Below are 12,847 nucleotides of genomic sequence, written 5' to 3' on the forward strand. Positions count from 1 at the left end.
TTTAAGGTTTTAATAACCAGACTTCCCCATTATAATAGTAAATCATAATTATACCATGGTGACGGGAATAGTAAATTTTTTCATAATTATCAATCCCGTATTCGATAGCTGGCGTTGACTTGGTCGGAAATAGTTCGTAAACATCTTCCCACTCTACATCTCCCAATGTTATTTCCGGGTAATAATTCATAAAAGTTGAAAAGTAACTATCCGCAGTATCTTTGATACTAATAGGTAATTCAAACTCTTGCTTTCTTAATTTGTTTTTATGATCGAAATAATTTAAACCGATAAGCAACGTTTTGAACGTTTTCTCATTCGTTTCTAAATACCTAAATCTAAACTCTGCTTTAAGGTTAAAGTTCTCACTAAACTTATAGAAATATTGTTGCCAAGCGTAGACGTATTGCTCAGATCTCTCTTCGACATAGAGCATCGACATCTCATTGACTAATGAAGGTAATTCTCCATAAATCCTATCAGCTGTCGCATTGGGTAAAAAGTCTAATTCTTCTATTGAAAAAGAACTTAATCCAGCAGGCAAGGTTTTCCCATCAGGAATGACATCTTCTTCTTCACAGCTCCAAACAAAGCAGCAGAATAGAAATAATATGAATGACTGTCCTTTCATTAATTGAAATTAACTTAATAGTTCTTAATCCCGTCCAAAATAATATCGATATCCAAATCCAATACTTAAATAACGCGTAATTCCTTGATAATCTTCAGGTAGAATATTTTTTATCTCAGTCATACATAACTCAGATTGGTTAAATTCATTAAAATATATACTATACCCCAATTGAAAACTAAATCCATGAGGACTGATTTTTTCAGACAATAACAAGACTTCAATTTGAGGCTCTACAAAAACGCTTTCTGAGACATGCATATTTCCTTGAATCGCTGTACAAGAATCGTTGGCAGATAAAAGGAAGGAATAACCTGCACGCACGCTAAAGTTAATCGATACTCTTTCATTTGTGAATTTCTCATAACCAACAGTTAAATATGCACCTGGCATATGGTAAGCCCCGCTAATTTCAGCATTGTCAAAAGCAAATGAATTTAAGTTAAATAGCGCATATTTTAAGCCCATTCCAACTGTTATTCCTTTATAAACATTGTACTGATAATCTAATCCTCCATTAAACAAACCCTGAAATGTTCTTTGAAATGCAGCATTATTTGCTTTAGTAGGCACAGCTATATCAACACCAAAACTACCCTTTGGTGTAAATATTTTAGCTTGTCCGTATGTTAGGTTCCCAACGCACAAAATTGTTCCAATAAAAAGTACGCTTTTAATATGTATTCTCAAATTATCCAATTTTGTTAATTTTTATTTTTCTTAATATTGAAGCATTCGCTGTTTTTAAAGATAAGTAATAATTCCCATCCAATAATGAACTTGGATCAAAATCAACACTTTGTTCCCCTTCAACTAGTTGTCCAGATAAAATCTCACTCAACTTATTTTCGTTTTCATCCAATAAATTAAATTCAACATTTACTGGTCTTGAAACCTCCAATAAAAACTGCGTTTTACCACTATAGGTATTCGACCGAGATGTCGTTAATTTAACATCACTAACAGCTTCTAATTTGCTGCGCTTAAAGCGTTTGATGAAAAGCATATAGCTGGCAATAAACAATAATACAGCTCCTGTTGCATAGAGGATACCTAATATAATAGTACTCGATTCTAAAGGACCCATAATTATAAGGCTATTACATTTTTAATTTCACCAACGGCTTTATAACGATCGATAATAGCCTCAGCAGTTAACATCATCTCTTTAACAGAAACAGCAATATAGTTACCATTTTTAGATGGTTTTGTCTCTATTTCAGCACTTTCATTGAAACATTTTTTAATCTCAACGACCTTTTCTGGATCTTGCTTTACAATAAACTTAAATAGATAAAGAGATGGGTAGTCGTTTTGAGACAAGAGTTCTCTTAAATGTTGGAATTCATCTGTCATATTCTAATATTTTCTTAGCCCTCACACAAGCAATTAGCAATGGCTTTTCTGTTTTTAAATCGGTATTAATTTGGGTATAAAGATAAGGCTTTATTTTGTTCTCCTCAATGTTTTCAACCCGGATAAACTTAAGTATTGCATATGCATCAAAATCATCTGACATTTTAACATTATCAAATTGTGTGATTTCAATTTCTTCAGCATAGCTTGCTAACTTCAGAATTAAACTTTCTTGTAATAAAAGTAATTCCTTTAAATTGTTCTTTAAACATACAGCTTCTTTGGCATTTGCAATCTCCAGGCGAATCTTTAAAATTTTTGCAATATAATTCTCCAAAAAATCGGCTAAAGAACTTGAAGTATCTAATTCTGAAGTTATGATACGAATATCATTTTCTTCCTGTACTAATTTATCAAGTTTATCAATTTGTTTTTTAATTAATTTGGGATGCGGAGTTACGCGCAAAAACTTTTGTTTGATTTCAAACAATTCTTCTAAATTATCCATGACACCTTAATTGAAATTGTAAAATTGGCAAAAAAGTTAAGATATTTGGCTTAGTTATTACTTTTATAAAAATTTTATAAAATAAATGCAACCTGAATCAAACGAAAAATATTCAATTTTCATAGAAAGACTTAAAAACTCCATAAAACATTTACCGGGTGAAAATAGCCATAGGGAAATGGCACCATTTAGGATGACAACCAGTGAAGTTATGAGAACAAAACCTACCGTTCGTTTATCGGCAGTTTTACTGCTGGTGCATTTTCAAAAAGACGAAATTCATTTCACACTCATTCAAAGACAAACATACAACGGCACCCATTCAGGTCAAATGAGTTTACCTGGCGGAAAGTATGAGAAAACTGACAAATCACTTACAAAGACTGCTCTACGCGAAACCATGGAAGAAATAGGTGTTGCGAGTGATGAAATAAAGATTATCGGTGAAATGAGTCAAGTCTATATTCCGGTTAGTAAATTTTTAATTCACCCATTTATCGGATATCTAGATCATCCACCACTTATCGTTAAAGATGAAAGAGAGGTTGAAAAAGTTTTTCAAGTAAAAATTCCAGATTTATTAAATCAAGCAAATAGAATTGATACTAAGATAGAAATTGAAAAAGGACAATACCTAAATAAGGTACCAGCGTTCAAGTTAAACGAAAGAATTGTATGGGGAGCTACAGCACTTATTCTCAACGAATTTAAAGCGATGATACAACAGGACATCCAAAAATAATTCGTCCTTATTTTTAGATATCCTATTAAAATTTCATAAACAATTATTCTGCTTTAAACTTTTCAATAACAGCTTGTGTTACTCCAGTATTTGAAAACCCACCATCATGGAAAAGGTTCTGCATAGTAACATACTTTGTTAAGTCAGAGAACATTGCAACGCAATAATTTGCACAATCTATAGCTGCAGCATTACCTAGAGGTGACATTTGTTCAGAAAAGCTAATAAATTCACTAAATCCTTTAACACCTGTTCCTGCAGTCGTCGCAGTTGGAGATTGAGATATTGTATTCACACGAACTTTCTTTTGTTGACCGTAGTGGTATCCAAAACTTCTTGCTACTGATTCTAAATAAGATTTATTATCAGCCATATCGTTATAATCAGGAAATACTTTTTGAGCAGCGATATAAGTCAATGCAAGAATAGAACCCCAATCGTTAACAGCATCTTTTTTCATTGCAGTTTGCATAACCTTATGGAAGGATAATGCAGATACATCAAGGCCCTTCATTGTCCAATCATAATTCTGATCAGTATAATCTCTACCTTTTCTGACATTAATAGACATACCAATTGAATGTAAAATAAAATCTACTTTACCTCCTAAAATTTTCAATGCTTCATCAAAAAGATTTTCTATATCCTCAATACTAGTAGCATCTGCAGGAATAATAGTAGAATTAGTTTTTTCAGCCAACTGATTGATCTCCCCCATTCTCATGGCGATTGGAGCGTTAGTCAAAACAAATTCAGCACCTTCTTCATGCGCTCGTTCTGCAACTTTCCAAGCTATTGACTGCTCGTTTAAAGCGCCAAAAATAATCCCTTTTTTACCTTTTAATAATCCATTAGCCATAATCTCTCTTTTTATTCAATTACACAAAAATAGAACTTAAATTTACTTGACATCAAATTTAATTGAACAACTTGATAATTCCCCAAATTATTAGACCAAATCCTATACCCATAAATAAAATAGCGTTCACCTGAACAACTTTTCCCCCTTTAAAAAATTTTGTATTACAATTTCGTTGAAATTATGAATGTTATTTAGTTTCGGATCAGTCACAAAAGTTGGGGAGGAATTTAGACTATTTTTTTTTGTACTAAAGAATGACTTTTGGATTGATTTATAGATTGAAAAATAATTTTTCTAATTGCAACTTAACCCAATAATTACATCCTAAATTCGATTTTTCGATGCCATTCTCTTAAGAGCCATAAGAAACGAATTGAAACTGGTAAAAAAGTGAGGACGTATGCGACTCAGTCGTAAGCTACAATCCTTGATTGGCGCCTGTCCGACCTTAGGCGGAATCACCGATCTTTTCCAGTTTCAAGAGTTGCGTTGGTGAGTAAAAGCATACCTGCTAGGCTTGGGAGACCGGCTATTGAATGTAGGCCCTGCCAGGCAGCCTTTTTTCCGCGTGCGCTGAAGCTATCTTCGATGACCGAAGCTTCAAGCGAAGGCTATAGCGGAGGCTCTACTTCCTTTTCTTTCCCGAAAGTGTTTGGGAAAGAAAAGGAAGTAGAGGTTAAATAAAATTTGAAAATAAATCGGGTATCCAAAATTTCAAAATAAAATTCTGATGTATCAAAAATGTGGCTTTAGTTTTATTAAGATTGACTCAAATATTTAGCTCGTCCCCAACAATTGGTCTTGATCCAAGTTTAGATGCTTGATTTTTTTTGGTATTTGCAGGGAATATGAGAAGTATAGCGAAAGCAGTTAGGAACCCTATAAACGCAAAAGAAGCGCAATGTTCTTTAACAATGCGCTTCCACCTAACTTTTAGCTATGAAACTAAAATTACAATTACTGCTGAAGAAATCAGATCAATAATTGAGATACAAAGATATATGAAATATTCACTTTTTCAAAGATTTGTCGATAAGATGAAATATTTTCTCGACGGATGGAATAATGATATACTTAAATAGTCAAAAAACATCGACAAAAAAAACACCTTCCCAATATTGAGAAGGTGTTTTGATATATAAAACTATTTGTATTAGAACTCTACTGTGAACTCTACACGTCTGTTTTCAGCTCTACCAGAACTAGTATCATTCGTAGCTTTTTTTGGTTTAGTTTCACCGAAACCTCTTGAAGTTAATCTTCCACCGTCAATACCTTTAGAAATCAAGTAATTCTTAACAGCTAATGCTCTCTTTTCAGATAACGTAAAGTTTTTCGCATCATCACCTTGGCTATCAGTATGGCCTTCAATAATTAATTTATAAGAAGGGTTTTCTTTCATGATGTCAGCAACATTGTTTAAGATACCATATGAAGATTTCTTAATAACATCTCTACCTGATTCGAATTGAATTCCTTTTAATGCTTTTTTGAAGACTTCTTTAGTAGCCTCTGCAATTTCTGGACAACCCATGTTTGAGTCAACACCAGGAATAGTAGGACATTTATCTACGTTATCAGCAATACCATCACCATCAGTATCAGCACATCCTTTTAATTCTTTAATACCTGCGATATTTGGACAATCATCCTCAGAATCTTGAATTCCATCACCATCAGTATCAGGACAACCGTCAAACTTATCAATACCTGCAACTTCAGGACAAGCATCATCTTCATCAGTAATACCATCACCATCAGTATCAGGACATCCTTGAGCTGAAAGTAAACCGAATACTTCTGGACACTCATCCTCAGCATCTGTAATACCATCACCATCAGAATCAGGACAACCATCTAAAGCTTCAACACCTGCTTCATCTGGACATTTATCCAAGTGATCAGCAATACCGTCACCATCTCTGTCTTCAGCACAACCATTTTCATTAACGGCAACACCTGCTGGTGTATCAGGACATTTATCTTTCTTATCAGAAACACCATCACCATCAGAATCAGTTACTTTTCCGATTAAGTAAACAATACCTAATTGGTGAATCATGAATTGATCATGTCCTCCTGAAAAACCTGAGTAACCATCTTTAGAATCACCATTAGTATAACCATATAATAAAGTATAGTTAATACCCCAGTTGTCTAAAAGTAAATAAGTAGCACCTAAACCACCTGACCATAACAAATCAGTTTGTGGAACTGTAGCTTTCGCAAACTTATCATTCAAACCAACACTCGCCCAATCGGCGATACCAGCGCCAACAAAAACAAACGGTTGAATTTTAGAACTTTCTGACAACATCATTCCGTTGGCAAATTTAAAGCGTAATTGTGCGTTCGCTTGAAATAAGTTAGCACTAAAACTTGGTCCTTGTGTTTGATTAAAACCAATACCACCATATGTACAAGATGCTGCTACATCAAACATGCTATTTAAATAATAGCTTAATGTAATACCACCCTGGTTTCTTGCAGTACCAATATTAAAAAATTGGGTATTTAAATCTCCGTAATAGTCGGAAATACCTAAGTGGGCTCCAATACCGATTCGTTGATCCGCTGTTTGCCCGTAACTTGACCCTGAAATAAACAGAATCGCAAATAAACTTAATATTCCAATTTTCATTTTCATAGTTTTATAATTATCTAACACAAAAATAAAGAAATAATTTGTTTATCGTTAATCAATCGTTGGTTTAACGTAAAAATCCGTCAAAAAACCTAGTTTTTAATGTTAAAAACTACTAATTTTTTGTATATAGCGCAGAAAATCACACCGTGTAAAACATATGTAAATCAAGCTTGTACATAAAAAATTCACGATATTCCCATTTATTTAACAGAAATGTAAAATAAATATTTTTTTTTTTCGTTACATACGGTCTGGGACATCAATTCCTAGCATTTTCATCGAAGTTTTGATCGTTTCTCCTACTTTTTGACTTAAAACGAGTCTATAATTCTGTACATTCAAATCACTTTCTCTGAAAATACTTATCGACTGAAAAAACGAATTGAATAGTTTCGCCAGATCATAAGCGTAACTTGCGATTATTGCTGGAGAATAGCTACTTCCGGCATCTGCAATTACACTTGGATATTCAATAAGCTTTTTAATTAAATCCCGTTCAATAGGATGAATATCTATTTTGGAATCAATAGGCCCTAACTCCCCTCCTTTTCTTAATAAGGATTGAATTCGTGCAAAAGCATATTGAATAAAAGGTCCGGTATTTCCATTTAACTCAACGGATTCTTCAGGATTAAAAGTCATTCGTTTAGTTGGATCGACCTTTAATAAATAATATTTTAATCCTGCAAGACCAATCATTTTATATAATTCATCTTTATCTTCTTCTGATAGCCCTTCTATTTGGCCACGTTCTTGCGTCATTTCTTTGGCTTTACCTATCACATCTGCAATAAGATCATCAGCATCTACAACTGTACCTTCTCTCGACTTCATTTTCCCCACTTGACCATCCTTATTTTTCAGATCGACCATACCATATGACAAGTGATAACAATTATCCGCCCATTTATATCCTAATTTTTTTAGGATTAAAAATAGCACTTGGAAATGATAATCTTGCTCGTTTCCAACTGTATAAACAATCCCCGTTAAATTATCAAACTCTTTCATTCGCTGCTGGGCAGTACCAATATCCTGCGTCATATAAACAGCTGTACCATCCGAACGTAGTACAAGTTTTTCATCTAAGCCATCATCTGTTAAATCAATCCAAACTGATCCATCTGGTTTCTCGAAGAAAATTCCTTTCTCAAGTCCTTCAACAACTAATTCTTTCCCCGTTAAGTATGTGTTTGATTCATAATACAACTTATCAAAATCAACGCCCATTGCTTTATAAGTAGCGTCAAAACCTTCATAAACCCAGCCATTCATCTTATTCCACAACGCAATTACATCCGGTGATTTTGCTTCCCAATCTTGCAGCATTTGCTGAACATCAAGCATGATAGGCGTGCTATTGTTAGCCAATTTATTGATCTTATCTTGAATGCCTTTTTTACTTTTCTCGTCTGGCTTTTCAGCCTTTATCTTAGACAATTTTTGATATTCTGCAATTGTCGCTTCGTCCACATCAAATTCACCTAACGCCCATTTTTCTAGAAGTGTTTCCGTTTCCTGTTTTAAGACTTTATCAAACTTTACATAATATTTACCAACTAATTTATCTCCTTTTAAGCCCGAGCTAATTGGCGTTTCCCCTTCTCCATAACGCTCCCAAGCAAGCATACTTTTACAAATATGAATTCCTCTGTCGTTTATGATTTGTGTTTTAATAACGTCGTTTCCATTCTCCTTAAGGATTTGCGCGACTGAATAACCTAAAAAATTATTTCTTAAATGACCTAAATGTAAAGGCTTATTCGTGTTTGGGGAAGAATACTCAACCATTACACTGCGACCGTTGGAGGCAAACTGACCATAATTATCAGTTTGATTAATTTCTATAAGCGATTTCAACCAGTACGATTTTGATATCACTAAATTTAAAAAACCTTGAACGGTATTATAAGTTTCAATCAATTCGCTATTGGTAACAAGATAGTCCCCAATTTCATTTCCTGTATCAACAGGTGATTTCTTTGAAAATTTTGTAAAAGGAAATGTTACGAGCGTCAAATCGCCCTCAAAATCTTTTCTCGTCAACTGAAATTGTATGTCCTCATTGTTCAAATTTTGGCTATAAATTTCTGATATTGCTTTTAATATCGTAGGTCGAAGTTCATTTTCAAGTTCAATCATATTCTTGCTTCTATATTATCAACAGAAGCTTCAAGTATTTCAAAAGCGACTTCTGCCATTCTATTTATCTTATTATCTAAACATGGGTTTATTTCAACCATTTCAATACAACATGTCTTATCCCAAGCTGACAACTCAGTCATGATATGCATTGCTTCTTCTGGACTTAAACCGTTTTCTACAGGTGTTCCCGTTCCTTTTGAAACCAAAACACTATCCATACTATCAACATCAAATGAGATATAGACAATATCACAATTGGACATCTTCTCTTTAATTTTCTCAATGGTATATTCAAGTCCTTTCTGTCTTATATCTGCAACAGAGATATTTTCAATTCCTTTGTTCGCTATATAAACATCCTCTGGCTTTTCAGTATCTCTAAGACTGACATATATGAGATCTTCTGCTAATATTTTAGGAGCTATTCCACCTAAATTCTTCAAGTCATTCCAATACCCCGCAACCTCTGGATTCGGTTCATTAATCTTACCCGCAAGGTTGTCCTCGTTTAAGACAATTGCTAAAGGCATACCATGCATATTCCCAGAAGGTGTTGTATAAGGTGTATGTATATCTGCATGCGCGTCAATCCAAACAACCCCTAAGCGTTTGTCAGGAAAGGCAGTTTTTATTCCACTGATTGTACCTCCAGCGCAACAATGGTCTCCTGATAAAATCACCGGAAAATCATTATCAGCATAAATATGTTGTAAAATATCTTTGGTATTCTGATAATTTGACAACATCCCATCAATTCTTTTTGCGTATTGAAAATCTGTTTCAAAATCCAACATATCGTTTTCAGTCTGAACGTAAAAACATTCGTAACGACCAAAAAACTGATTTTCTCTTGTCCTCGCCACTACTTTTAATGCTTCAACTCCTAAACCTGCACCTCTAGTTCCTGCACCAATTTCAGAATTATTTTGAATTATTTTTATTTCAGCCATAACATTATTTATTCGTTGCAAATTTAACATTTTTAGCTTGATATTTCTGATCAAAACAAATGAATATTCTAAACAAATTGATAGAATAATTTATTCTAAAACCGTTATGGTAGAAATATTATATCTTTGCGCATAACCCTAATGCAAATTAAATCGAGATTACATGAGAATTATAAAAGCGTTTTTTCTGTTTACTTCTATCTTATTTTTCAGTTGTAATACTGACCAAATTCAATCTGGTGAGATAGAATATGTAATTACTTATCCGGATGCAGAAGTCTCAGACTTTATGTCAAAAATAATTCCTGAAAAGCTAGTATTAACGTTCAAAGGCGACAAAATTAAGTCGACCATCGCGAGGGGTAAAATATTCTCTACTGAAATAGTATCTAATCAGAATCAGAACAAAATTGAAATGCGATTGGATTTTGGAGCCAAACTAATTTATACTGATTTAAAGGAGGATGAAATTGATAAAATGATTGCCTCTCAGCCTGATTATGAAATCGAAAAGACAAGTAATAAAGATAGTATTATCGGGCTACTTGCTAAAGAATACTTAATAATTAGCGAAAATGGAGACAGTAAATCGATTTGGTTTACTCAAGATTTGACACCTAAAAAAGCTTATTGGTATTCTTCTTATACAAAAATCAAGGGTGTGCCTTTAATCTACGATATTGAACGTTACGGTTTAAAAATGCATATAGAAGCTGTTAAATTCACACCAAGAGAAGTATTAGATAGTGAATTTGATCAAATTCACACTTATTCAAAAGTGAATTTTGATGAATATGAAGCGGAAGTTCAAGGTCTATTTGATATTCTTTTGAAATAATATTCGAATCAAACCTTCATATTTCCTATTTCAATGTGGTTAACTGACCGAATGTAATCACTAAATTTGTCAAAAAAAATTCATGGAAAAATTTTGGAATCGTTTTAAATTCTACTTCATCGGATTGAGTTTTGGCTCACTGTTAGTCTATTTTATGTTTGGCAATAGAGGTTGTGCTTGGCTACCTGAAAATCGCGTAAAAAACATGATCGGTGAGAAGGAATTGGTTATAGGTGACAGTCTATTTCAAGTCCTATCTTGCTTTAATTTAAGCAATGTAGATATCTATGAGCTACTCAAAAATAAAGGAGAAGTTGTTTTCGACAAAAGCTCAACTAGAGATACTCCAAAAGTTTATTTCCTTGAAGCTGAAAATGAAAATGGCTGGTATGCTGCGGAATTCGCTTTGCATGAGGAAACAAAAAAAGCTGAAGTTGTAGGCTTACATAAATTAGATCAGGAACCTTGTAGAAATATTGAAACGGCTAAAATTTTACGAGTTTTATCTTTGCCACGCGAAGATATTATGCATATTATTGAAGCACAAGAAATACGTATCCTTTCAAAAGCAAAATGTCAGTTAGCTTGTTTAAACCTCAATAAGGACGATGTACTCATCTTTCATCAGACGGCAGATATTGATCTTAAAGCATCAAAACCTAGACTACACCCCAACCCTATTTACGTATTGAACGGAAAAATTAACGGGGAAACATATATATTTACTTATATAATCGGTGAAAATCGAACAAGAATTTCGGATATTTCAAGTCAAACCGAATGTGATTGTGAAGATTTGTGATAATCATTACAATCCAATAATTAAAAATAATCGACTTTTGTTAAAATAAATAACGACTATGAGCTTTTTTACGAATATCTTCAAATCAAAAGGAAAAGAACAAATTGCTACGTACATTAAAAATGGCGCATTAATTATAGACGTTCGAACGCCAAATGAATTTAAATCTGGCCATATTGAAGGTTCAAAGAACTATAATTTGTCGGAAATTCGAAACAACTTAAAAGCTATTAAAAAATTGAATAAACCTATTGTTGTTTGTTGCGCTAGTGGAATTAGAAGTGCGCAAGCTAAAACGATTTTAAGTAGTGTTGAAATCGATGTAATTAATGGCGGTGGATGGCGTAGTTTAAAAAAGTATGTTTAGTTCTTGTGACACACGTCTTATAAAGGCACTAAAACTTTTCTTTGCAATTGTATTTATAATTGCTGGATACGTCAATCACGAATGGTTTATAAGCCTTGTTGGCGTCGTGATTCTAGTAAGCATACCGAATAAACTTTTTCGCAAATCAACACAATCTAATTGATGTTTTGATGATTGTGTTTTAATACATTGATCTTCTCAATGCTTTCATTTTTATTTTTCCAATAATCCTCGATTATTAAGTCGGCTTGATTATAATAGATTTCTCGCTTATTTAATAGAACTTCAATATAAAGTTCTAACTCGGTTTCATTACCCTTTAAATGATCAATTAACGGTCGAGATGTTTTAGAATTGGCTAATCTATCCTTCAACTTCGTTGGAGGCATATGTAAGTAAACAGATTTTCCTGCATTTTTTATAATTTGGATATTATTATTAAAGCAAGGAGTCCCTCCACCTAAACTATAAATGGTATTTATACTTGAATTTGCAATTGATTTTAAATAATTCGTTTCTAAAGTTCTGAAATGTTCTTCCCCATATTTATCAAAAATTGCTGTGATGCTTTTTTTTTCTTGCGCTGTGATATAAACATCAAGATCGATAAATTTCATACCCAATAGTTTTGCAACCTTTTTACCAAAGGTCGTTTTACCAGACCCCATGAAACCAATTAAAAATATATTCGTCATACGTTTTTAGAATAGAATAAAGGTAAAACAATAAATCCTCAAAAAAAAATCAGCATCGCCAACTCTCAATTCCAATAAGTTATAAGTCAATTAGAAAAAAACATCCTTTTTTTTTCTAATATAATTTTGTGGACTAGAATAAACACTGTATATTTGCACCCGCAAACAAAAAGGATTTGGTAGCTCAGTTGGTAGAGCATCTCCCTTTTAAGGAGAGGGTCCTGGGTTCGAGCCCCAGCCAGATCACAAATAAAAAAAAGACTTCAATCATTTCGATTGGAGTTTTTTTTTGTTCCAAATTTTA

14 protein-coding genes and 1 tRNA gene are annotated in these 12,847 nt (G+C 33.3%); 5 read left to right on the forward strand and 10 right to left on the reverse strand.

Going from position 1 to position 12,847, the window contains the following annotated elements; genetic code table 11:
• Position 1: 1 nt before the first annotated feature.
• Genes T367_RS0109900 through T367_RS0109920 form a run of 5 tightly spaced genes read right to left on the reverse strand, consistent with a single transcriptional unit; the run spans position 2 to position 2,495 of the window.
• Entirely contained in the window at positions 2–631 is a 630-nt protein-coding gene (locus T367_RS0109900) for a hypothetical protein (protein ID WP_027419698.1), read from the reverse strand.
• A gap of 24 nt (positions 632–655) precedes the next feature.
• The gene (locus T367_RS0109905) at positions 656–1,321 is read right to left on the reverse strand and encodes a hypothetical protein (protein WP_157454189.1); all 666 of its coding nucleotides are present in this window, start codon (positions 1,319–1,321) and stop codon (positions 656–658) included.
• Position 1,322: 1 nt separating this feature from the next.
• Positions 1,323–1,718: a hypothetical protein gene (locus tag T367_RS0109910; RefSeq protein WP_027419700.1), complete on the reverse strand. Its 396-nt coding sequence runs from the start codon at positions 1,716–1,718 to the stop codon at positions 1,323–1,325.
• Positions 1,719–1,720: 2 nt separating this feature from the next.
• Complete coding sequence (locus tag T367_RS0109915; RefSeq protein ID WP_027419701.1) at positions 1,721–1,987, reverse strand: DUF493 family protein; 267 nt, start codon at positions 1,985–1,987, stop codon at positions 1,721–1,723.
• Complete coding sequence (locus tag T367_RS0109920; protein ID WP_027419702.1) at positions 1,977–2,495, reverse strand: hypothetical protein; 519 nt, start codon at positions 2,493–2,495, stop codon at positions 1,977–1,979. Before T367_RS0109920 ends, T367_RS0109915 begins: the two co-directional genes overlap by 11 nt.
• An 85-nt stretch (positions 2,496–2,580) precedes the next feature.
• Between T367_RS0109920 and T367_RS0109925 the strand changes: the two genes are divergently transcribed.
• Positions 2,581–3,237 (forward strand): NUDIX hydrolase, encoded by a 657-nt coding sequence (locus tag T367_RS0109925; RefSeq protein WP_027419703.1) that lies wholly within the window; start codon positions 2,581–2,583, stop codon positions 3,235–3,237.
• 43 nt (positions 3,238–3,280) lie between these two features.
• On the opposite strand, the gene T367_RS0109930 is transcribed toward T367_RS0109925, so the two are convergent.
• From T367_RS0109930 to T367_RS0109950, 4 genes are all read right to left on the reverse strand, one after another.
• The gene (locus T367_RS0109930; RefSeq protein ID WP_027419704.1) at positions 3,281–4,096 is read right to left on the reverse strand and encodes an enoyl-ACP reductase FabI; all 816 of its coding nucleotides are present in this window, start codon (positions 4,094–4,096) and stop codon (positions 3,281–3,283) included.
• 1,156 nt (positions 4,097–5,252) lie between these two features.
• The gene (locus tag T367_RS25555; protein ID WP_169736046.1) at positions 5,253–6,740 is read right to left on the reverse strand and encodes an OmpA family protein; all 1,488 of its coding nucleotides are present in this window, start codon (positions 6,738–6,740) and stop codon (positions 5,253–5,255) included.
• Positions 6,741–6,986: 246 nt separating this feature from the next.
• Positions 6,987–8,888 carry an arginine--tRNA ligase gene (gene argS / locus T367_RS0109945; RefSeq protein ID WP_027419706.1) on the reverse strand — a complete coding sequence of 634 codons (1,902 nt, stop codon included), beginning with the start codon at positions 8,886–8,888 and terminating at the stop codon, positions 6,987–6,989.
• The gene (locus tag T367_RS0109950) at positions 8,885–9,841 is read right to left on the reverse strand and encodes an arginase (RefSeq protein ID WP_027419707.1); all 957 of its coding nucleotides are present in this window, start codon (positions 9,839–9,841) and stop codon (positions 8,885–8,887) included. The genes argS and T367_RS0109950 overlap by 4 nt, the downstream gene beginning before the upstream one ends.
• A 163-nt stretch (positions 9,842–10,004) precedes the next feature.
• Between T367_RS0109950 and T367_RS0109955 the strand changes: the two genes are divergently transcribed.
• The 3 genes from T367_RS0109955 (at position 10,005) to T367_RS0109965 (ending at position 11,848) form a co-directional block, all read left to right on the forward strand.
• Positions 10,005–10,679, forward strand: a complete 675-nt coding sequence (locus tag T367_RS0109955; RefSeq protein WP_027419708.1) for a hypothetical protein — start codon at positions 10,005–10,007, stop codon at positions 10,677–10,679.
• An 82-nt stretch (positions 10,680–10,761) separates the two neighbouring features.
• A complete protein-coding gene (locus T367_RS0109960) occupies positions 10,762–11,481 on the forward strand; it encodes a hypothetical protein (protein ID WP_027419709.1) in 720 nt (239 codons plus the stop codon).
• A 58-nt stretch (positions 11,482–11,539) separates the two neighbouring features.
• Positions 11,540–11,848 carry a rhodanese-like domain-containing protein gene (locus T367_RS0109965; RefSeq protein ID WP_027419710.1) on the forward strand — a complete coding sequence of 103 codons (309 nt, stop codon included), beginning with the start codon at positions 11,540–11,542 and terminating at the stop codon, positions 11,846–11,848.
• 155 nt (positions 11,849–12,003) lie between these two features.
• Here the strand turns inward: T367_RS0109965 and T367_RS0109970 are convergent, their stop codons facing one another.
• Complete coding sequence (locus T367_RS0109970; protein WP_027419711.1) at positions 12,004–12,543, reverse strand: shikimate kinase; 540 nt, start codon at positions 12,541–12,543, stop codon at positions 12,004–12,006.
• A gap of 173 nt (positions 12,544–12,716) precedes the next feature.
• Between T367_RS0109970 and T367_RS0109975 the strand changes: the two genes are divergently transcribed.
• A tRNA-Lys gene (locus T367_RS0109975) sits at positions 12,717–12,789 on the forward strand.
• The last annotated feature ends 58 nt before the right edge of the window (positions 12,790–12,847 follow it).

Source organism: Crocinitomix catalasitica ATCC 23190, from assembly GCF_000621625.1.
Lineage (GTDB): Bacteria > Bacteroidota > Bacteroidia > Flavobacteriales_D > Crocinitomicaceae > Crocinitomix > Crocinitomix catalasitica.

Bases quoted from the DNA above. Each gene is read 5' to 3' on its own strand.
- T367_RS0109915 (WP_027419701.1), bottom strand. From the start codon at position 1,987: ATGACAGATGAATTCCAACATTTAAGAGAACTCTTGTCTCAAAACGAC.
- T367_RS0109920 (WP_027419702.1), bottom strand. From the start codon at position 2,495: ATGGATAATTTAGAAGAATTGTTTGAAATCAAACAAAAGTTTTTGCGC.
- T367_RS0109950 (WP_027419707.1), bottom strand. From the start codon at position 9,841: ATGGCTGAAATAAAAATAATTCAAAATAATTCTGAAATTGGTGCAGGA.
- T367_RS0109910 (WP_027419700.1), bottom strand. From the start codon at position 1,718: ATGGGTCCTTTAGAATCGAGTACTATTATATTAGGTATCCTCTATGCA.
- argS (WP_027419706.1), bottom strand. From the start codon at position 8,888: ATGATTGAACTTGAAAATGAACTTCGACCTACGATATTAAAAGCAATA.
- T367_RS0109960 (WP_027419709.1), top strand. From the start codon at position 10,762: ATGGAAAAATTTTGGAATCGTTTTAAATTCTACTTCATCGGATTGAGT.
- T367_RS0109930 (WP_027419704.1), bottom strand. From the start codon at position 4,096: ATGGCTAATGGATTATTAAAAGGTAAAAAAGGGATTATTTTTGGCGCT.
- T367_RS0109925 (WP_027419703.1), top strand. From the start codon at position 2,581: ATGCAACCTGAATCAAACGAAAAATATTCAATTTTCATAGAAAGACTT.
- T367_RS0109900 (WP_027419698.1), bottom strand. From the start codon at position 631: ATGAAAGGACAGTCATTCATATTATTTCTATTCTGCTGCTTTGTTTGG.
- T367_RS0109965 (WP_027419710.1), top strand. From the start codon at position 11,540: ATGAGCTTTTTTACGAATATCTTCAAATCAAAAGGAAAAGAACAAATT.
- T367_RS0109970 (WP_027419711.1), bottom strand. From the start codon at position 12,543: ATGACGAATATATTTTTAATTGGTTTCATGGGGTCTGGTAAAACGACC.
- T367_RS0109955 (WP_027419708.1), top strand. From the start codon at position 10,005: ATGAGAATTATAAAAGCGTTTTTTCTGTTTACTTCTATCTTATTTTTC.
- T367_RS25555 (WP_169736046.1), bottom strand. From the start codon at position 6,740: ATGAAAATTGGAATATTAAGTTTATTTGCGATTCTGTTTATTTCAGGG.